General features: G+C 73.0%; 17 protein-coding genes. 10 read left to right on the top strand and 7 right to left on the bottom strand.

Features of this window, described 5'->3' with window-relative positions; genetic code table 11:
• Window positions 1-68 precede the first annotated feature (68 nt).
• Window positions 69-725, top strand: a complete 657-nt coding sequence (locus ACK8GG_RS09290; RefSeq protein WP_440350608.1) for a response regulator — start codon at window positions 69-71, stop codon at window positions 723-725.
• Between the two features lie 13 nt (window positions 726-738).
• On the opposite strand, the gene ACK8GG_RS09285 is transcribed toward ACK8GG_RS09290, so the two are convergent.
• Both ACK8GG_RS09285 and ACK8GG_RS09280 read right to left on the bottom strand, forming a co-directional pair.
• Window positions 739-1,527, bottom strand: a complete 789-nt coding sequence (locus ACK8GG_RS09285) for an Atu4866 domain-containing protein (RefSeq protein ID WP_440356067.1) — start codon at window positions 1,525-1,527, stop codon at window positions 739-741.
• 244 nt (window positions 1,528-1,771) lie between these two features.
• Window positions 1,772-2,629: a helix-turn-helix transcriptional regulator gene (locus tag ACK8GG_RS09280; protein WP_440356066.1), complete on the bottom strand. Its 858-nt coding sequence runs from the start codon at window positions 2,627-2,629 to the stop codon at window positions 1,772-1,774.
• Window positions 2,630-3,022: 393 nt separating this feature from the next.
• Here ACK8GG_RS09280 and ACK8GG_RS09275 point away from each other — a divergent pair, with 393 nt between their 5' ends.
• The 5 genes from ACK8GG_RS09275 (at window position 3,023) to ACK8GG_RS09255 (ending at window position 6,286) form a co-directional block, all read left to right on the top strand.
• The gene (locus ACK8GG_RS09275; RefSeq protein WP_440356065.1) at window positions 3,023-3,538 is read left to right on the top strand and encodes a tetratricopeptide repeat protein; all 516 of its coding nucleotides are present in this window, start codon (window positions 3,023-3,025) and stop codon (window positions 3,536-3,538) included.
• Between the two features lie 42 nt (window positions 3,539-3,580).
• Window positions 3,581-3,958: a VOC family protein gene (locus tag ACK8GG_RS09270; protein WP_440354915.1), complete on the top strand. Its 378-nt coding sequence runs from the start codon at window positions 3,581-3,583 to the stop codon at window positions 3,956-3,958.
• A gap of 66 nt (window positions 3,959-4,024) precedes the next feature.
• Window positions 4,025-4,876, top strand: coding sequence for a DUF72 domain-containing protein (locus ACK8GG_RS09265; protein ID WP_502216354.1), 852 nt, complete (start codon window positions 4,025-4,027; stop codon window positions 4,874-4,876).
• 176 nt (window positions 4,877-5,052) lie between these two features.
• The gene (locus ACK8GG_RS09260; protein WP_440356064.1) at window positions 5,053-5,586 is read left to right on the top strand and encodes a hypothetical protein; all 534 of its coding nucleotides are present in this window, start codon (window positions 5,053-5,055) and stop codon (window positions 5,584-5,586) included.
• Entirely contained in the window at window positions 5,579-6,286 is a 708-nt protein-coding gene (locus ACK8GG_RS09255; RefSeq protein WP_440356063.1) for a beta/alpha barrel domain-containing protein, read from the top strand. The genes ACK8GG_RS09260 and ACK8GG_RS09255 overlap by 8 nt, the downstream gene beginning before the upstream one ends.
• Window positions 6,287-6,298: 12 nt before the next feature.
• Here the strand turns inward: ACK8GG_RS09255 and ACK8GG_RS09250 are convergent, their stop codons facing one another.
• On the bottom strand, window positions 6,299-8,827 hold the full coding sequence (locus tag ACK8GG_RS09250) for a polynucleotide kinase-phosphatase (protein WP_440356062.1): 2,529 nt from the start codon (window positions 8,825-8,827) through the stop codon (window positions 6,299-6,301).
• The gene (locus ACK8GG_RS09245; protein ID WP_440356061.1) at window positions 8,824-10,395 is read right to left on the bottom strand and encodes a 3' terminal RNA ribose 2'-O-methyltransferase Hen1; all 1,572 of its coding nucleotides are present in this window, start codon (window positions 10,393-10,395) and stop codon (window positions 8,824-8,826) included. Before ACK8GG_RS09245 ends, ACK8GG_RS09250 begins: the two co-directional genes overlap by 4 nt.
• A gap of 269 nt (window positions 10,396-10,664) precedes the next feature.
• On the opposite strand from ACK8GG_RS09245, the gene ACK8GG_RS09240 reads away from it, so the two are divergent.
• The gene (locus ACK8GG_RS09240; protein ID WP_440350599.1) at window positions 10,665-11,108 is read left to right on the top strand and encodes an HPF/RaiA family ribosome-associated protein; all 444 of its coding nucleotides are present in this window, start codon (window positions 10,665-10,667) and stop codon (window positions 11,106-11,108) included.
• Window positions 11,109-11,252: 144 nt separating this feature from the next.
• Here ACK8GG_RS09240 and ACK8GG_RS09235 read toward each other — a convergent pair whose 3' ends face one another.
• On the bottom strand, window positions 11,253-12,044 hold the full coding sequence (locus ACK8GG_RS09235; RefSeq protein ID WP_440356060.1) for a GNAT family N-acetyltransferase: 792 nt from the start codon (window positions 12,042-12,044) through the stop codon (window positions 11,253-11,255).
• Between the two features lie 152 nt (window positions 12,045-12,196).
• Between ACK8GG_RS09235 and ACK8GG_RS09230 the strand changes: the two genes are divergently transcribed.
• Window positions 12,197-13,297 (top strand): winged helix DNA-binding domain-containing protein, encoded by a 1,101-nt coding sequence (locus tag ACK8GG_RS09230; protein ID WP_440356059.1) that lies wholly within the window; start codon window positions 12,197-12,199, stop codon window positions 13,295-13,297.
• A 172-nt stretch (window positions 13,298-13,469) separates the two neighbouring features.
• Entirely contained in the window at window positions 13,470-15,470 is a 2,001-nt protein-coding gene (locus ACK8GG_RS09225) for a hypothetical protein (protein WP_440356058.1), read from the top strand.
• A gap of 11 nt (window positions 15,471-15,481) precedes the next feature.
• On the opposite strand, the gene ACK8GG_RS09220 is transcribed toward ACK8GG_RS09225, so the two are convergent.
• A complete protein-coding gene (locus ACK8GG_RS09220; RefSeq protein WP_440356057.1) occupies window positions 15,482-16,198 on the bottom strand; it encodes a YqjF family protein in 717 nt (238 codons plus the stop codon).
• 124 nt (window positions 16,199-16,322) lie between these two features.
• Between ACK8GG_RS09220 and ACK8GG_RS09215 the strand changes: the two genes are divergently transcribed.
• The gene (locus ACK8GG_RS09215) at window positions 16,323-17,522 is read left to right on the top strand and encodes a DUF2786 domain-containing protein (protein ID WP_440356056.1); all 1,200 of its coding nucleotides are present in this window, start codon (window positions 16,323-16,325) and stop codon (window positions 17,520-17,522) included.
• Between the two features lie 57 nt (window positions 17,523-17,579).
• Here ACK8GG_RS09215 and ACK8GG_RS09210 read toward each other — a convergent pair whose 3' ends face one another.
• Complete coding sequence (locus ACK8GG_RS09210) at window positions 17,580-18,707, bottom strand: site-2 protease family protein (RefSeq protein ID WP_440356055.1); 1,128 nt, start codon at window positions 18,705-18,707, stop codon at window positions 17,580-17,582.
• Window positions 18,708-18,838 lie beyond the last annotated feature (131 nt).

The raw sequence follows: 18,838 nt of genomic DNA, 5'->3' as shown, positions 1-18,838 counted from the left end.
GCCCGGGCCATGACCCGAATCCGAGTCGAGGCCGTCCGTCCCCGGCGGGCTGTGCCACGATCTGCGAGATGCCCATTCGAGTGCTGATCGCCGACGACCAGCAGATGGTCCGCAACGGCATGCGCCGCATTCTGGAGAGCCAACCCGACATCACTGTCGTCGGCGAGGCGGCCGACGGCGTGGCCGGCGTCGAACTCGCCCGTAGTCTGCGCCCCGACGTGGCGCTGGTCGACATCCGCATGCCCCGAATGGACGGCCTTGAGGTGACCCGGCTGCTCGCCGACTCCCCGGCCACCCGCGCGACCAAGGTCGTGGTGGTCACCACCTTCGACCTGGACGAGTACGTGTATCCGGCGCTGCGCTACGGCGCCTCCGGTTTCCTGCTCAAACGCTGCGGTCCGGCGCTGCTCATCGAGGCGGTCCGGGCGGCGGTGGCGGGGGACAGCCTGATCAGCCCATCCATCACGGTGCGCCTGCTCAAGCACGTCACGCAGCCGGCCCTGCCGGCGCCCGTGGAGGCGCTGACGCCGCGGGAGATGGAGATCGCCGGCCGGGTGGCGGAGGGGAAGACCAACGCCGACATCGCCGCCGAACTGTTCATCAGCGCCGGGACGGTGAAGACCCACGTCGCCAGCATCCAGCGCAAGCTCGGAGCGCGGAACCGGGTCGGCATCGCCGTGTACGCCTGGGAGTCCGGCTACGCCGGCCAACCACCTCTCCAATGACGCGACCGACCCGCTACGCGGTCTGGGCCTGGAGGCTCTGCTGATTGCGCCACAGATACTGGTGGGCGGTCCGTTCGGGATCATCGCGTTCGTCGCGGCGGTGGAAGGTGTAGCCGGCATGGTGCAGCACGCCGTCGTTGAACCGCCCGTACGCCCAGAAGCCCAGGTCGTCCCGGTAGACGATCCAGTCGCCTTCGATCCAGAACGCCCCCTGGTACGCGTGCGGCCGGCCGCCTCGCGTCTCGTCGTACCGGCCGTCGGCGGTCAGCTCCTGGTGGATGTAGCCGGATTCGTCGATCCACATCCCCAGGTACGGGTTCCGCACCGACTGCGACCGGAGGGGTTCGGTCGGCGTCGGAGTCAGGGGGCGGCCGTCGAAGAGCGTCACCTCGCCGTCGACGACGAGCACGGCGGCCTGCTCCGGCCGCCAGACGACCATCTCCAGTCCGGCCCCGGAGGAGCGCCCGGGGAGCACGGCGAAGGTCGCCGGGCTGCCCGGCCGGAGGACGCCGACCCGGTCGGCGAGGTGAGCGTGCGAGCCGGCGTCCGCAGCGCCGCGGATGATCCACGGCACGATGGTCAGCCCCGTGCCATCGACGACGATCGGGTCGTCATCGACGGCCGCGGCGTGCAGGTCCGGGCCGAGACCGACGATGACGTCTCCGGCGAGGAGCAGATCCGCCCCCGCCAGGTCACCGATCGCCGGGTCGGCGGTATGGATGGTGGTGTTGTGGAACAGCAGCGGGCGGCGCGGGTCACCGCTGTTCGCGGTGATGGCCGCCAGCAGCGTCTCGTCGAGCATCTGGGCCTCTCCTCTTCTCTGCTCGGCGCCGATCGTGGGGCCGGTACGAACGTCGCTCCCGTGCCGGTTGCCGGGTGCGCTGGTGGTGCTTGTCGCGAACAGGCCGAGAGCGCCGAGGGTGACACCGCCACCGAGCGCCGCCAGGAGCCTCCGCCGGGCCGTGCGTCGTCTTGAACCAGCCGATTGCGGGTGGTTCGCAGTCACTTCGTCATGATCCTTTGAGGAGGCACTCGCTATCACAGCCTCACCGCAGCCGGGCCTGTCGAGGGTCAGGCCGGGTCTGCTTCCAGGTGGCGTGGAGGGAGCCGAGGAGGTTCAGGGCCTGGGCGCTGGGGCCGGCGGGCTCGGCCTGGTAGACGACGAGCTGCTGGCCCGGGGCGTCGCGTACGTCGAGGGCCTGGTAGGTCAGGGAGAGCGGGCCGACCTCGGGGTGGAGGAAGTGCTTGGCGTCCTGCGTCTTGCCGCGTACCGCATGGGTGTTCCACAGACGGGCGAAGTCCGCGCTCTGGTCGGTGAGGGTGTGAACGAGTTCCCGGAGCCGCGCGCTTTCGGAGTCGAAGCCGGCCGCATGGCGCAGATTGGCGACGGTCGCCTCGGCCGTCCAGCTCCACCGGGTGTGGAACTGGCGGGCCGCGGGGTCGAGGAAGGTCATCCGCGCGAGGTTGTCCACCGGCGCGAAGGGCGAATACAGGGCGTCGGCCAGGGCATTGGTCGCCAGGATGTCCAGGGTCCGGTTGATGACGAATGCCGGCGCGCCGGGGTAGCCGTCCAGCAGTTGCCGCAGGGTAGGGCTGACCCGGTCCGTGACGTGGTCGAACTGTTCGCTGGGTGCAGCCCCCGCCAGGCGGTACAGGTGCGCGCGGGCGTCGCCGTCCAGCCGGAGGGCACGGCTGAGCGCATTGAGCATCTGGGGCGAGGGGTGGCGTTCGCGGCCCTGTTCCAGGCGGGTGTAGTAGTCGGCGCTCACCCCGGCCAGGACGGCGACCTCCTCACGGCGCAGGCCGGTGACCCGGCGCAGGCCGTGGCTCGGCATGGCAACGTCCTGCGGCTGCAGGGCCGCGCGGCGGGCACACAGGAATTCTCCGAGCTGGTTGTCGCGCATGTCCCCAGGCTAGGGGCATGGGGTGCCCTGTTGCCTGGGTGCGGAACACCCAGGCAACGGCGGCAAATGGGGGTGGACCTGAAGCGCGCGCTCCGTCGGGACGGCCAGGAAGGGCTCGGCGCTGACCGGGTTCTCCCAGAGGCCCAGGTAGGTGTGGATCAAGTGCCGGATCAGGCCGGGTGTCGACCCCGGCGTCCGCCGCCCAGCCTGCCGGCGGTGTCCCGGCGGCCTCCGCCATCGCCGTACGGGACGTTGCCTCCCTGCCAACCGGCGACCCCCGCGGCGCCGGCCTCGCGGCGGGATCGCCCCGAACCGGTGACGGCCGGCTGAAGAACGACCCGGGGGCGTTTGCTCGGCGAGCAGATGGCAGATGGCTGCGATAGCCTCGCCGTCGTGAATTCCCCCATCGCTCCCGAGATCGCCGAAGCGATCCGCGTCGGCTACGAGCGGCGTGACCGCGCGAACATGGCGCCGACGATCGCCTACTTCGAGGACCTCCTGGCCCGCCACCCCGGGCACCCCGTGCTGACGTACGAGGTCGCCGGCGCCTACGACACCGCCGGCCAGGAGCAGGAGGCGCGAATCCGCTACGAGCAGGCGCTCGAGCTGGGGCTTGAGGGCGACGTGCTGCGGCGCTGCCTGTGCCAGTACGGCAGCACGCTGCGCTGGCTCGGTGAGCTGGACGCCTCGCGGGAGGTTCTTGCACGTGCCCGTCGCGAGTTTCCGGACTCCGACGCCGTACGCGTCTTCTCGGCGCTCACCTTCCTCGAGGAGGGCAAGGCCGACGCCGCGGTCGCCGAGCTGCTCACGGTGGTGACCGAACACGCCGCCGTGACGGACCTCGGGCGCTGGGCGGTGGGCCTGCGCGGGCTCGCCGACTGGCTGGCGCAGGGGCGTCCCGGCGACTGACGGTGTGACGTTCGTGTCGTACCCGGCGGGCAGGATGCCGGCATGTCCGACACCGCCACGCACCGTCATCACGCCATCGACTACATCGAGATCCCGGTCACCGACCTCGACCTCGCCAAGCGCTTCTACGCCGAGGCGTTCGGCTGGCAGTTCAACGACTACGGCCCGACGTACGCCGGCATCCGCAACCCGCACGACGAGTCCGCGCCCGAGGTGGGCGGCCTGAACCTCAAGGAGCAGGCGCGCGGTGGCGGCGGTCCGTTCGTGCTGCTCTTCTCCGCCGACCTCGACACGTCGGTCCAGGCCGTGGCCGTCGCCGGCGGCACGGTGGTCGAGGGGCCGTACGAGTTCCCCGGTGGCCGCCGGTTCCACTTCACCGACCCCAGCGGCAACGAACTGGGTGTCTGGGCCGAGCGGTAACGTGGCCCCGCAGTAGCGGCGGCCGGCTCACCGGCCGCCGGTGTCGGTGGGGGAGGGCGCCAGGCGATGCGGCTGCACGTGGGGTGCGCGATGTGGAGCCTCAAGGCGTGGCAGGGACGCTTCCTGCCGCACCCGGCGCCGGCCCATGAGCGCCTTCGGGCATACGCGGGCTGGTGCAACGCGGTAGAGGGGAACACCACCTTCTACGCCACCCCGACGCCGGAGACCACCACGTCGTGGGCGGAGCAGACCGGCCCGGACTTCCGATTCCTGGCGAAGCTGCCGAAGGTCGTCACCCACGAACGCCGCCTCACCGGCGGCGACGCCGAACTGCGCACCTTCCTGGACGCGATCGCCCCGCTGGGCCCACGGGCGGAGACGCTCTGGATCCAGCTGCCGGGCTCCTTCGGCCCCGACGACGTCCCCGCGCTCGCCGCCTTCCTGCGCCGCCTGCCCGACACCCACCGGTACGCCGTGGAGGTGCGCCACCGCGACTTCTTCGCCGACCCGCGCGCCGCCGCGCGGCTCGAGGCGACACTGAACGCCGCTGCGGCCGAATGGGTGCCCTTCGACACCACCGCGTTTTTCGCACACCGGCCCACCAGTGACGCCGAACGGGACGCCTGGATGAAGAAGCCGCGGCTGCCGCTGCGGGCCGCCGCGCTCACCGACCGTCCGATCGTGCGCTACCTCGGTCGCGACGACACCGACCTGACTGTCCAGGGTTGGCAGCGCTGGGTCGGCGTCGTCGCCGGGTGGCTGCGCGAGGGGCGCTCGCCGACGGTCTTCATCCACACCCCCGACAACGCCGACGCGCCGGCCCTGGCCCGCCGATTCCACGACGAGGTCCGCACGCACCTGCCGCAGCTGGCGCCGCTGCGCGAGCCGGCGCCGGTGGAACCGCTGACGCTCTTCTGACCGCGCTGACACGGCGGGGCAGCGCGAACGGTTGCCGTCGATATATTCTCCGTCCAGACTGCTGGGACACCGGTACGGTGGGGCCGGCAGCCGCGAGGCCTGGCGGTGCGTCTTCACCGATGCGTCGACCCTGACCCTGGCCCGGCCTCTCCTGGTTTCTCGACGGCTAGGTTGCCATGACACCACCACCACGGAAGCCCGGCGACGGCGGCGATGATGCCGATTCGTCGTCGCAGAAAGACGGCGCGAACGGCCCCGGCCCGGCGAGCGTGAAGGCTGGGCACGCAATCGTGACGGGGCGCGCGGAGGACGGCCGCCCGGGTGGACCCGGCGGTCAAGGTACGCCGAATTCCGGCAACAGCCCCGATTCCGGCGGCTCGGCACCGACCATTGACGATTTCGTGAACTCACCGCAGTCGGTGGCGGGGCGCTCCGCGGAAGAGATCGCCCAGGTGTTCCGGGATGCCGGGTACGACGCCACCGTCGAGCAGAGCACCAAGAAGGGAACCTCCGGCAACGCCGTGCAGGTGCGCATCGACCGGCATCCGGAGGTGACGAACGTCCAGGTCCATCCCGGTGGTGGCCGGCACACGCCGGCCGGCTCGCCGTACTGGAAGATCTCCACGAGCACGAAGGGCAAGATCTGGGTGGTGCCGGCGGACTTCAAGGGCGCGGATCAGCTGAATGGGACGATAATCCGTTATGAATAAACTGATCAAGGTCGATCGGGTCTGCTCGGTGGACGAGGCGAAAGCGGTGGAGGAGCTCGGCGCCGGCCTGATCGGCGTCCCGCTCGACCCGGATCCGCGCTTCGCCGACCGGCGGACGGTCGCGATGGAGTTGGCCGCGGAGATCGGCGCTTCGCTGCGTACCGCGGGGCTCGTCGCGATGCTGGACCTGCGCGAGGACCCGTTCGACGGGATTCGCCGGGCCCGCGCCATCGGGGCCCGGCTCGTCCAGCCACTGGGCGGCGCCATCCCCGAACCGCAGGTACGCGCCGCGCTGCGCGAGGCCGGCATCTCCATCGTGTACGCCGGCATCGAAGCCGCCCACGACGACGATCCCGCCTGGATCCTGAGCCGGTACACCACCGTCGACGACCTGCAGGCGGCCTTCTTTCAGGTCGACGTCCTCCCCGAGTACCGCAACGCCTGGCAGGTCCTGCGCGACGAGTCGCCAGCCTACGACGACGAGCTGCAGATCGACGACCTCAACCAGCTCGCCCGGGGCCACGACCTGGTCGCCGTCCTCGACTACACACCGCAGAACGTGGCGCAGATCGTCGCGGCCCTCCCGGCGTTCCGGGGTGTGGCGCTTACGCTCGCCGACCACGCCACCCGTACCGACGTGCACTTCACCGGATACGCCCAGGCGCTGGAGGTGCTGCGGGCGCTGCGCGGACGCGGCTGAGGGCGGGCAGGGCTAGAGCCGCGGGTCCACCGGTTCGGACTCGCAGGCCAGGATCGCGAAGACCAGCTCGTGCCGGCGCCACAGCGGCTCACCCTGCGCCAGCCGGTCCAGGGCCGCCAGGCCGAGGCCGTGTTCGCGCAGGGCCAGCCCCCGCTTGCGGCCCAGGGACCGGTTGCGCAGCGCCGCCAGGTTCTCCGGGTCCGTGTAGTCCGGACCGTAGATGATCCGCAGGTACTCCCGGCCCCGGCACTTCACGCCGGGCTGCAGCAGCCGGCCCTTGCCGTCGCGCGCCCCCGGACCGTCGTACGGCTTGACGACCATGCCCTCGCCGCCGGCGGCGGTCAGCTCCAGCCACCAGTCGGTCGTCGCCGCGAGCGCCGCCGGGTCGGCCAGCTCCACCACCTGTCGCCGGGTGGGAGTGAAGAACTCCGGGTCTGCGGCGCAGAGCCGGTCGGCGATGCCCAGGTGCCAGCCGTGATCCCGGTCGGCGTAGCTGACGCCGTTGCCGGCCAGCACCGCGAACGGCGCCAGCGTCACCCCGGTCAGCCCTTCGGCCGGGCGCACGTACGCCCGGTACGCCTCCCGGTAGGCGGCGACGTTGCCCGCCCGCCGCACCGCCCGGTCCCGCAGCTCGGCGACCGGCAGCCCGCGGGCCGCCGCGGCGTCAAGCACCGACAGCGCGGCCGGCATTGCCGCCGTCGCGGCCGCGCCGACGCTCGCGTACTGCTCCCGGATCAGCCCGCCGGCCTTCGCCGACCAGGGCAGCAGCTCACAGTCGAGCAGCAGCCAGTCGGTCGCCAGCTCATCCCAGAGACCGGCCGCAGTCACCGCCTGCCGGACCCGGGCGAGCAGCTCGCCGTCGAGCGGCGCACCGAAGAACGGCCGCCCGGTACGGGTGTACACCGCCCCGCCACCCGGCCCGAACGGGCCGTCGCCGTCCTCCCGGCAGACCAGCACCACCGCCCGCGAGCCCATGTGCTTCTCTTCGCAGATCACCCGGGTCACACCGGCACTGCGGTAGTCCTCGAACGCCTGCTGCGGGTGTTCCAGGTAACCATCCACGGTGGAGGTGGAGCTGGGTGCCATGGTCGGCGGCAGCCACACCAGCCGGCGCGGATCCACCGCGAAGCGGCTCATCACCTCCAGCGCCGCGGCGGCGTTCTCGGCGGCGACCGTCAGCGTGCCGTAGCCGTAGTCGATGTGCCGGCGGCCGGTGACGTCGGAGAGGTCGAGGGCGTCGACCGGCCGATCCGGCGCCGCCGGGGTCAGCGGCCGGACCGGGGCGTAGTACTCCTTCGCCGCCGGCACCGCGACCAGTTCCTTCGACGGGTAGCGCAGCGCGGTCAGCTCACCGCCGAAGACACAGCCGGTGTCGATGCAGATCGTGTTGTTGATCCACTCCGGGGTCGGCGTGGGCGTGTGACCGTAGACGACCATCGCCGCACCCCGGTACTCCCGCGCCCACGGGTAGCGCACCGGCAGGCCGTACTCGTCGGTCTCGCCGGTGGTCTCGCCGTAGAGCGCGAAGGAGCGGACCCGGCCCGACGCCCGTCCCTGGTACTCCTCCTTGAGCCCGGCGTGGGCGACGACCAGCCGCCCGTCGTCGAGCACGTAGTGGCTGACCAGCCCGTCGATGAAGGACGCCACCTCCGCGACGAACGCCGGGTCCTCCGCCTCCAGCTGGGCGACGGTCTCCGCCAGGCCGTGGGTCAGCGAGACGTTGCGTCCCCGCAGCCGGCGCAGCAGCTTCTGCTCGTGGTTGCCGGGCACGCAGATGCCGCTGCCCGCGCCGACCATCCCCATCACCAGGCGCAGCACGCCCGGCGAGTCCGGGCCGCGGTCGACCAGGTCGCCGACGAAGACCGCCGTACGCCCTTCGGGGTGCCGGGCGCCGACCGGCCGTCCCTCCGTGTCGCGCTCAAGTTCCCAGCCGAGCCGCAGCAGCAGCGCCTCCAGTTCGGCCCGGCAGCCGTGGATGTCGCCGATGATGTCGAACGGCCCGTGCAGTTCCCGCCGGTCGTTGTAGAGGCGCTCGTACCGGATCGTGGCGGTGTCGATCTCCTCTACGCCGTGCAGGACGTGCACCTTGCGGAAGCCCTCCCGGGCCAGCTGCCCGTACGACCGGCGCAGGTCCCGCTGCATGCGGGTCAGCACCCGGCGGTCGAAGGTGCGGTCCGGCCGGGCCTGGGTCCGCTCCCAGGCCAGCGGCTCCGGCACGTCCAGCACGACCGCCACCGGCAGTACGTCGTGCTCGCGCGCCACCTTCACCAGGGCGGCGCGGGCGTGCGGCTGCAGGTTCGTGGCGTCCACGACCGTCAGCCGGCCCGCGCGCAGCCGCTTGCCCGCGACGTAGTGCAGTACGTCGAAGGCCTCCGCCGACGCGGACTGGTCGTTCTCGTCGTCGGCGACCATCGCGCGGAACGCGTCGGAGGAGAGCACCTGCGTGGCGGCGAAGTGCTTGCGGGCGAACGTCGACTTTCCGGAGCCGGAGATGCCGACCAGGACCACCAGCGCCAGTTCGGGGATGTCGAGAGTCTTCATGCGGATTCCTTGACGAAGGTGGCGATCTGGGTGGGGGAGCCGACTTCCGGGTCGTCGTCGCCGATGCCGGCGATCTCGACCCGGTAGCCGTGGGCCGCGGCGACCCGGTGCGCCCACTGCGCGAACTCGGCCCGGCTCCACTCGAACCGGTGGTCGGGGTGGCGCATCCCGCCACCGGCCAGCCCCTCGTAGCGCACGTTGTACTCCACGTTCGGGGTGGTCACCACGACCGTCGCCGGCCGGGCGTGCCCGAACACGGCGTCCTCCAGCGCGGGCAGGCGTGGCAGGTCGAGATGTTCGATCACCTCCATCAGCACGGCCGCGTCGAAGCCGCGCAGCCGGTCGTCGCGGTAGGTCAGCGCGCTCTGCCACAGCCGCACCCGGTCGCGCTGCCGCTCGGGGACCCGGTCCAGGTGCAGCCGCCGTGCGGCCATCTCCAGCGCCCCGCTGGAGACGTCGGTGCCGACGATCTCGGTGTAGCGCCGGTCGCGGACCAGCGCCGCGAGCAGCGCGCCGCCGCCGCAGCCCAGGTCGAGCACCCGGGTCGCGCCGGCGGCTTCCAACGCCGCCAGGACCGCCGCCCGACGCCGTACGGCCAGCGACTCCCGCTTCGCCTCGGGCGTGTCCCCGACGGCCTGCGGCGTTGCCACCTGCCCGCCGGCGTCCGGACCCGCGTCGGTCCCGGTGGTCGCGTCGGCGCCGGACGCCGGGGCGGCGTCTGCCGGGCTTTCCGTGGCCGCATCGGGCCCGCTCTCCGCGCCCGCATCGGCCACCTCGGTCTCGGTGACGCTGTCGGCCTCGGCGGGGTTCTCGGCCAGCCGCAGCTCGGCGAGCCGGGCGAGCGCCAGTCCGGCGAGTGCCCGCTGGTGGGCCAGGTAGCGGCGGCTCACCAGTGCCCGCTCGGGGTGGTCGGCGAGCCAGCCCGCACCCGCCCGCAGCAGTTTGTCGATCTCGTCCGGCGCGACCCAGTAGTGCTTCGAGTCGTCCAGCACCGGCAGCAGGACATAGAGGTGGTTGAGCGCGTCGGCGAGCTGCTGCGTGCCGGTCAGCAGCAGGTCCACGTAACGGCTGGCGCCCCACTGCGGGTGGGCGTCGTCCAGCGGGATCTCGGTCGCCGTCACCGTCCAGCCGAGCGGGGCGAAGAGCCGCTCGGCGATCTCCGCGCCACCGCGGCACCGCAGCACCGGCACCCGGATCTCCAGCGGGATCGCCGTCGCCGCCAGCTCGGGCCGGTCCTTGGAGTCGCCGCGCAGCGCGGAGCGGAACACCTTGGACAGCGCCGAGGCCAGCAGGCTGGAGGCGGCGTACGGCCGGTCGTTGACGTACTGGCCGAGGCTGAACCCCTCCGGCACGGTGCTGCGCCGGCCCCGGCCGCGCCCACCACCCAGCCGCGCGGAGTCCACCTCCAGCAGCAGCGCCGCCGTGCAGCGCGCCGGGTCGGCCTGCGGGTAGAAGACGTACGCGGTGCCGCCCGGCAGATCGAAGCTGTGCAGCCGGTCAGGATGCTTGACCAGCAGGTAGCCCAGATCGGTGGCCGGCTGATGCGTGGTGGTGACAGTGAGCAGCACCGGCACATGCTGCCACGGATCATCATTGCGTCGCCCCGTTTTCCTGGGCGTCAAGGTTCCTGATCAATTGCCCAAACCCGATTCCCGCTCACCCTGGCGTGGCGGCCCGGCGGCACTGGATCGGGACAGGCTGTTCCAAAGCGGTACTGCCGGGGTAAGGCTCCGATCAACCGCGGGCCATCACCGCACGCGGCTGATTGGAGGGCGAACGAGATGTTGCGCGAACGTACTTACCCGGCCTCTTCCCGTACCGAGGAAGGGGGACCGCGATGAGCGCCCACCCGAACCCCGCCACCGTGCAGGAGTGCCTGCGCGTCGGGGCCGGCTTCTCCCAGGGCGACCGGAACTGGATCGCCGAGCAGTTCGCCACCCTGGACAACCGGCTGGCGTCCTTCGGCGCCGACCGCACCGAGATCGAGGTGTCGGTCAAGGACCGGGAGGCGCCCGGCCAGAAGGTGACCCTGGAGTGCTGGATCGCCGGCCGGCAGAAGATCGTCACCACCTCTTCAGAGGAGGACCTGCACGCCGCCCTCAACGACGTCCGTGACGACCTGCGCCGACGGCTGAACGACGCCAAGACCAAGCAGGAGCCGCGCAACAACCGGCACCTGCGGGAGCAGCCCCTGCCGGCGCAGGCCGCGGCCGTCGACGGCGAACTGGTCGAGGAGCTGCCGCTGCCCGGCGTCCCCGAAACCACGGAACGCACCACCTGATCGACACAGCGCCGTCGGCCCCGCCTGACCGGTCTCCCGGCAGGCGGGGCCACCCGTGTCAAAGGCCCGGCACCCGGCACCCGGCACCCGGCGGCTGGCACTCGGCACCCGGCACTCGGCGGCCGGGCACGCGCCGGCCGGTGGTCAGGGCCGGGTCGCGGGCGCCGGGCGGCTGGTCGCGAGCAGTTCGACGTACTCGCCGACGACGCTGAACCCGAGCCGCCGGTAGAGCGCCACCGCCGCGACGTTGTCGGCGCGGACGTTCAGGCCGATCCGCTCCACCCGCGCGGCGGCGAGCCGGCACCACTGGCCGACCACCGTCCGGCCGAGTCCTTGCCCGCGTACGTCCGGCCGCACCGCGACGTTGCCGATGGCCGCCACCCCGTACGCGGGCGACCAGACGTGGGTCCCGCAGACCGCCACCAGCTCCCCGTCGCGCCGGATTCCCAGGTACGGCCCCTTGGCGAGCATGCCCGGCTCGAACCAGTGCTGCGGGTACGCGGCGTCGTAGAACTTCAGCAGCTCCGGCAGGTCCGCCTCGCCCAGGGCGTCCCCGTCGGCCGGCTCCGGCGGCAGCAGGCCGGGGTCGGTGAGGCTCATCTTCAGGTGCCCGCTGACCTGGTGCAGGTCGTACCCGGCGGCCAGGCCGGTCTCGGCGCCGGTGCTGAGGTGGGCGTGGAAGCGGGCTGGCAGCAGCGGGACCGCCGCCGCGATCAGCGCGGTCAGCTCGGCCTGCCGGTCTGGCGGGTCAAGGGCGATCAGGGTCGGCAGGCTCGTGCCGTGGTAGAGCAGTGCGACGGCATCGCCGTGCCGGTACCAGGTCGTCTGCGGCCAGAACTCGTCGTCGAGGTCGCCCAGTTCGTAGGCGTGCAGTGCCGGATCGCGGCGCAGCAGCGCGGCGAGCTCGTCCCGGTCGTGCACGCTGCGCAAACTCACCCCGCCATGATCACACGCTCGGCGATTGCGGCCTGCTCCGCGGTCCCCGCGACGGTGCGTGCCCGCCTGTCACCTGAGGCCGCCGATGCGGAGGCCACGGTCGTGGCCGCGACGCCCGCCCGGTGTCACAGGTTTCTGGTTGGCTACGCCCCATGGAACTCACCGAGCCACAGGCGCTGGCGCTGCGGCTGCGCAGCCTGCTGCTGACGCCCCGACCCGGACGGCCCGCCGACGTCGCCGCGACCGCCGAGTGGTTCGGCGCGATGCAGGGCCAGGACCTGGCGAGCCTGATGTGGTCGCTGGGCCTGCGGTTGCCCGGCCGCAGCTCCGACGACCTGCACACCGAACTCGAACAGCGGACGGTGCTGCGTACCTGGCCGATGCGCGGCACCGTGCACCTGGTGCCGTCCCGCGACGCGAAGTGGATGCTGGAGCTGATGGGCCCGCGGGTCCTCGCCGGGGCGGCGCAGCGCCGGAAGGTGATCGGGCTGACCGAGGAGACCGCCGACCGCGCCGAGGAGGTGCTGCGCGCCGCCCTCGCCGGTGGCGGCCGGCTCACCCGCGCCCAGTGCCGCGACACCCTGACCTCCGCCGGCATCGGCGTCGAAGGCCAACAGCTCTACCACCTGCTCTGGTACGCCAGCCAGCGCGGCACGCTCTGCATCGCCCCGCACGTCGGCGCCGAACAGAGCTTCGTGCTCCTCGACGAGTGGGCGCCCGAGGCGCACCGGCCCGAACGCGACGAGGCGCTGGCGACCATCGCGCTGCGCTACTTCCGCAGCCACGGCCCGACCACCCGCCAGGACTTCGCCGGCTGGACCGGCCTCACCGCCGCCGACTGCCGGCGCGGGATCGCCCTGGCCGGTGACGCGCTGGCGGCCGTACGGGTCGGCGGGGTCGAGATGATGGTGGACGCGACCCTGCTGGACGCCGTCGACGAGGCGCCCGGCGACGATTTTCTGGCACTGCCCGGTTTCGACGAGTACCTGCTCGGTTTCAAGGACCGCGCCCTGATGCTCGACCCGGCCCACAAGCAGGCCGTCATCCCCGGCGGCAACGCCGTGTTCCAGTCCACCCTGGTCCGGGCCGGGCGGGTCGTCGGCACCTGGCGGCGCACCGTCCGGGCCAAGCAGATCAGCATCGAGGTGCGCCCGCTGGTGCCGTTCGGCACGGCCGACCGGGCCCGCGCCGAAACGGCCTTCGCCCCCTACGCGGAGTTCACCGGTCGGCCGCTGGCCTTCAGCTGGTCCTGACAGCCGGGATAAGGCGGTTCGACCGCCGGACCTGAGGGATAACGGCTGACCGGCGGGGGTCAGCGGTGCTTCCGGTGGTAACCACGCGGCCGTCCACGCCGTACCGTGTGCACTGTTCGCTTCGGTCGACGGACGGACACGACGCACGACGCTGCCGGAAGCAGGTCATCACATGGGGCAGGCGCACCTCGACGCAGCGGCCACCGCCGTGCCCCCGCCGAAGATCCGCACCATCGGCTCCGAGACCGAGGCGAAGGCGCTCGCCGGCTGGCTGGCGCTGCCCGGGCGGCGCTGGCCGGTCGTGGTGGTGACCGTGCCGGCCGGTCAGGAGGAGCCCTTCGCCGACCCGGAGAAGATCAAGGAGGATGTCGGCGACCTCGCCGAGGTGGTGGTGATGCCCACCGGCGACATCTCCTGGGCGTTCTCGATCGCGATGCCGCAGATGACCCAGGTCTACGGCGGAGCGGGACGCGTCTATCCGGTCGACCACCACTGGGTCAGCAAACCCTCCCGCAGCAGACTGCGCTTCGCGTACTCGCCGCAGGACCGGGCCCGCATCACCGAACACCTCATCAACGACGCCCTGGAGGCGGCGCTGACCGCGGGGCTGTTGGAGTCGCGCTCCGCGCCAGGAGCCCGGGTACGCCGCGGCGAGGTGCTCGGCGTCATCGGCTCCCGCGCGGTGGTCACCCTCGACGACGCCGCGCTGGCGACCGTCTGGGAAGAGCTCACCCTGCCGGGGGTGCCGCTGGACCGGCTGCTGGTCAAGGGACAGTCCGTCACCGGCAGTCACGACCCGGTCTCCATGCGGCTCGACCTGCGTCAGGAGCTCCGCGGCATCCTGGCCGCCGACGCGGCCGTGGCGGTGACCCGGGCGTACCGGACCGGCGACGTGGTGCTCGCCGACGTCGCCGCCGTCACCGACGAGTCCGTGACCGTACGGCTGCTGCCCGGCCTGCCGGTCGAGGTGCCCCGGGAGGCCGTCACCAGCAACCCCCGTGACAGCCTCACCGGCCTGTTCACCATCGGCGAGGTGATCGCCTGCCGGCTCGTCGGCGCCGATCCGCCGGTGCTGCGACTCGACGACGTCGACGACGAGGAGACGCCGAAACCCGCGCCGAGCCTGCTGCCCGGCGGTCCGCCGTGGCTGCGGCTGTCCGAGCCGGAGCCGCCGCGGCCACCCGCCCTCGACCAGCCACGCGCCCCGGTGCTGGCGCCGCGCACGCCGGCCGTGCCCGCACCCGGGCCGGCAGGGACGCTTGCAACCGGACAGGTGGGGGCGCCCGCGCCCGGACAGGTGGGTGCGCCCGCGCCCGGGTCGGCGGGGACCTTTTCCACCGGGCTGGGGGCGACATCGGGGACCGGCCCGGTGGCGACGCCCGCGACCGGGCCGCTGGCCACGCCGTCCCGGTTGCCGAGCCCGCTGGACCTGGCCCGCCGCAGTGGGGCCGTCGCGCCGAAGCCCCAGGCCGGCAGCAAGCCCTCCGCGCCGGCCGCCGGCCCCGACGGGGTGTCGGACCAGCTGCGGATCCGGCTCGCGCAGCTCGACAACGAGCTCGCCGCCGAACGCGCCACCCGCAAGGCGCTCGCCGACGAACTCGCCGGGCTGCGGGCACGTGCCGCCGACCTGGAGGACGAGCTGGACCGGGCGCGGCAGATCATCGAAGGGCTGCAGACCCGCTACCGCAGCGCCGACCTGAAACGTCAGCAGGCCGCGGCGAAGCTGCGCAGTCTCCAGGGCCGGGCGGAGCCGGTCGACGAGAGCACGCTCTTCCTCGACCCCGAGGAGCAGTTCCGCTACGAGGTGCTGCGCGAGTGGGCGCAGCGCGTACCGGCGGCGGAGAAGGCCGGCAAGCCGCTGGCCGCGTACCGGCTCGCCCCCGGCTTTCTGGAGAGCATCACCCAGGTCGAGGGGGCCAGCCGGGCGAAGGTGGTGTCGGTGGTGGTGGAGGTCCTCACCGACCAGGCCAAGCACATCGCCGGCCGCGACCTGCACCAACTGCGCGCAGGCGAGGCGGGCAGCCCGTACGTACGGCGGGCCGCCGACGGCGCGACCTGCTGGCGGGTCGCGCTCCAGCGGGAGTCGGCCGCGGCCCGCCGGCTGCACTACTGGCGCACCCCCGACGGGTACGAGTTCTCGCGCGTGGTCCTGCACGACGACTTCCGGCCCTGACGCCGCCGGCGTCAGCCGGGCGGGCGCACCTGGCGGGGCAGACCGAACTCGGCGCGTACACCGGGGGAGTAGTGCACCAGTGGCGGCCCCTGCGGCGCGGGCAGCCCGGTCGCGGCGACCAGGTCGTCCTGCAGCGTCAGCAACTGTGCCCGGTGCAGCGGCCAGCGCGGGTGGCGGCCGGGCAGGAAGAGCGTGCGGCCGTACGTGTCGACGTGCAGACCCCACCGGGCGGTGAGGAAGTGCTCCAGCGGGCTCGGCTCGGCAATCGGTTCGCCGACGCGCAACGCCAGCCGGCTGGTCGCCGTCCCGGTGCGCCGCCTTGTGCGGTAGCGCAGCACGTCACCCTCGCGGGTCAGACCCATCGACGACCAGACGTACGGCAGGCGCAGTCCGGCCTGGGCGACGAGGACCGGCAGCAGCCGTTCGGCGTCCATCGACAGGAAGACCACGCTGCGCCTGCCCTCGTCGTCGACGCCGTAGAGCCGGATGTTGGTCTCGCAGAAGGTGCCGAGGTAGGGCAGGGGCACGCCCACGCCGGGGGCGGTCCGGGTGATCCGGAACGCCACCAGGCCGATGTAGGTGACGCCGTCGAAGACGTCGGGACGTACCCCGGCGGGCAGGAACGCGGCGACGCTGCGCGGCGGCACGGGCCAGTGCACGAAGGCGACGTCCTCCCAGCCCATGCGCAGCACCGCCGGACGGCAGGGGCCCGGCGGGTCGGGGGTCACAGGTTCGGGGGGTACTGCGGCGGCGGTCACAGCTCCATCATCGGCGCATCCACGCGGTTGTACAGTTCCAGCGGTCGACCCGGGCACCGCCGAATCGACGCCGAGGGAGAACCGGGGGACGAACGTGACGACGCCTGACGTCGAGCAGTGGCTCACCGACGCGGTCGGCGCGCTGCGCGCCGGCGACGTACGCGCCGTGGAGAGCCGCCTCGACCAGCTCTACGTCGGCGGCACCGCCGCCGACGGCGTCGTCGTGGCCCGGCTGATCCGGACCCTGGCACGCCTCTGGTCGTACGGCTGGCAGCCCGCCGACGTGGCCCGCGTCGCCGGCCGGCGGCTCGGACCGGCCCCGGCGCGCCTGGCCGTCGACCTGATCGCCGCGCAGCGTCGCGGCTACCCCGAGGGCACCGTCCCGGACTGGTGGGACGCCCAGCTCGCCGTGCTCGAAGCGACCTGCTGGTGGAGCTCCGAGAGCGGTTACCTGACCGAGCGGGCCCGCCGCGACGGCACCGACCGCACCGACGTGCTCCGCGACGCGGTGGAGCTGCTGGCGCTGCTCGAGCGGCTGCCGGTGATCGCCACGCTCAGCCCGCCGCCCGGCGGCGCGCCCCGGCGTGGTCCCGCGCCCCGTACCGCCGGCGGCAGCCGGATGCTGGACCGGGTCCGGGCGCTGCTGGCCAAGGCCGAGTCGAGCCAGTACCCGCACGAGGCCGAGGCGTTCACCGCCAAGGCGCAGGAGCTGATGGCCCGGCACAGCATCGACGCCGCGCTGCTCGCCGGCGCCGGCAGCGGCGGGGACGTGCCGCAAGCGGTGCGCCTCGGCACCGACAAGCCCTACGACGAGGCGAAGGCGCTGCTGATCCAGCAGGTCGCCGACGCCAACCGCTGCCGCAGCGTCTGGTCCGACGATCTCGGCTTCGCCACCGTGCTCGGCTTCCCCGCCGACCTGGAGGCAGTGGAGCTGCTCTACACCTCGCTGCTGGTGCAGGCCACCACGGCGATGCTGCAGGGCCGGGCGCAGCGGCGCGGCAGCGCCGGCCGGCGCACCCGCGCGTACGACGAGTCGTTCCTCAACGCCTTCGCGCTGCGCATCGGGGAACGGCTGTCCCAGGCGACCGAGGCGGTGACGCAGGCCGCCGGCAGTGATCTCCTGCCGGTGCTCAGCTCCCGCGTCCAGGCCGTCGAGGAGCGGGTGGAGCAGCTTTTCGGCGGCACGACGAGCAAGCGGCTGAGCATCCGCGACAACGAGGGCTGGGCCGGTGGCACGGCCGCCGCCGACCGCGCCCTGCTCAGTGGCGGCACTCGCGAGTCGATCGGAGGCTGACCCCCGGCCGCTCACCGGCGGGGCGCCGCACGGCCGCGCACAGGCCGGGGCGGCCGCTCACGGACGGACGCTTGCCCGCTGCACGGCGCGGCTGATGTCGCTGGGGGAGACGATCCCGACCAGCCGGCCCTCGACCACCACCAGGGCCCGCCCGTCGGCGCACTCGTTGAGCCGGGGCAGCAGGTCGGTCAGCGGCTCCTCCGGGTGGGCCAGCACCAGCTCGTCGGCGCGGCAGGAGACTTCTTCCAGCGTGGTGGCGCCGCGGGCGTCGGCTGCGACGTCGCGGACCCGGTCCAGGGTCACCAGGCCGACGGGCCGGTCGCCCTCGGTCAGCGGCAGCGTCGTGTGGCGGTAGGCGAACAGGTAGTGGTCGACGAAGTCGGCGACGCTCACACTGCCGGTCACCGACTGCGGCTGCGGGGTCATCACGTCGCCGACCCGCACCCCCTGCAGCACCTGCCCGATGCGGGCCTGCTGCTCCTCCGCCCCGGCGGCGCTGATCAGGAACCAGCCGATCAGGGCCAGCCAGATCCCGCCGAAGCCGACACCGGTGAAGAATTGCCAGAGACCGAAGACGATCAGCAGGATGCCGAGGACCCAGCCGGCCCGGGCGGCGACCACGGAGGCTTTCGTCCGGTCGCCGGACCACTTCCAGACCGCGGCGCGCAGCAGCCGGCCGCCGTCCAGCGGGGCGGCCGGCAGCACGTTGAAGACGGCCAGCAGGACGTTGATGCCGCCGAGCCAGGCGAGCGCGCCGACCAGCAGACTGCCGTCGCCCGTGCCGGCCAGCGCCGCGATGGCGGCGAGCCCGCCGAAGGCGAGCCCGAGGATCAGGCTCACCAGCGGCCCGACTCCGGCGATGCGCAGCTCCGCACCGGGGGTGCGGGCCTCACCGCGCAGCTCGGCCACCCCGCCGAAGAGCCAGAGGGTGATGCCGCCGACCTCGAGCCCGTTGCGTTTGGCGACGATGGCGTGCGAAACCTCGTGGGCGAGCAGCCCGACGAAGAATGCCACCGCGGCGCTGAGCCCGGCGACGACGTACTGCCAGGTGGGGCGGTCCGGGTAGGCGGCGGGGAACTGCTGCGCGGACAGTGCCCAGGCGATCAGGCCGAAGATCACCAGGACGCTCCAGTTCACGCCCACGGGAACCCCGGCGATACGCCCGATCCGGAAACTCGCCCTCATGGGGCCGCGTTACCCCCGGACAGGGAGGGCAATCGTTTCGGTAGCGCCCGATGGCCGCCGGTCGCCCGGCCGTACCGGGCAGTCGGGGAGCTTGGCGCGTTACCGTCGTCAAACCGGGCGTGAGGTCGGCG

Source organism: Melissospora conviva, assembly GCF_049523535.1.
GTDB classification, from domain to species: Bacteria; Actinomycetota; Actinomycetes; order Mycobacteriales; family Micromonosporaceae; genus Melissospora; species Melissospora conviva.
This window is presented reverse-complemented; position numbering and strand designations above follow the sequence as displayed.

Excerpts from the sequence above, each read along its gene's own strand:
- ACK8GG_RS09225 (WP_440356058.1), top strand. The coding sequence starts at position 13,470 with ATGGGGCAGGCGCACCTCGACGCAGCGGCCACCGCCGTGCCCCCGCCG.
- ACK8GG_RS09255 (WP_440356063.1), top strand. The coding sequence starts at position 5,579 with ATGAATAAACTGATCAAGGTCGATCGGGTCTGCTCGGTGGACGAGGCG.
- ACK8GG_RS09250 (WP_440356062.1), bottom strand. The coding sequence starts at position 8,827 with ATGAAGACTCTCGACATCCCCGAACTGGCGCTGGTGGTCCTGGTCGGC.
- ACK8GG_RS09270 (WP_440354915.1), top strand. The coding sequence starts at position 3,581 with ATGTCCGACACCGCCACGCACCGTCATCACGCCATCGACTACATCGAG.
- ACK8GG_RS09230 (WP_440356059.1), top strand. The coding sequence starts at position 12,197 with ATGGAACTCACCGAGCCACAGGCGCTGGCGCTGCGGCTGCGCAGCCTG.
- ACK8GG_RS09285 (WP_440356067.1), bottom strand. The coding sequence starts at position 1,527 with ATGCTCGACGAGACGCTGCTGGCGGCCATCACCGCGAACAGCGGTGAC.
- ACK8GG_RS09260 (WP_440356064.1), top strand. The coding sequence starts at position 5,053 with ATGACACCACCACCACGGAAGCCCGGCGACGGCGGCGATGATGCCGAT.
- ACK8GG_RS09210 (WP_440356055.1), bottom strand. The coding sequence starts at position 18,707 with ATGAGGGCGAGTTTCCGGATCGGGCGTATCGCCGGGGTTCCCGTGGGC.
- ACK8GG_RS09240 (WP_440350599.1), top strand. The coding sequence starts at position 10,665 with ATGAGCGCCCACCCGAACCCCGCCACCGTGCAGGAGTGCCTGCGCGTC.
- ACK8GG_RS09290 (WP_440350608.1), top strand. The coding sequence starts at position 69 with ATGCCCATTCGAGTGCTGATCGCCGACGACCAGCAGATGGTCCGCAAC.
- ACK8GG_RS09280 (WP_440356066.1), bottom strand. The coding sequence starts at position 2,629 with ATGCGCGACAACCAGCTCGGAGAATTCCTGTGTGCCCGCCGCGCGGCC.
- ACK8GG_RS09265 (WP_502216354.1), top strand. The coding sequence starts at position 4,025 with ATGCGGCTGCACGTGGGGTGCGCGATGTGGAGCCTCAAGGCGTGGCAG.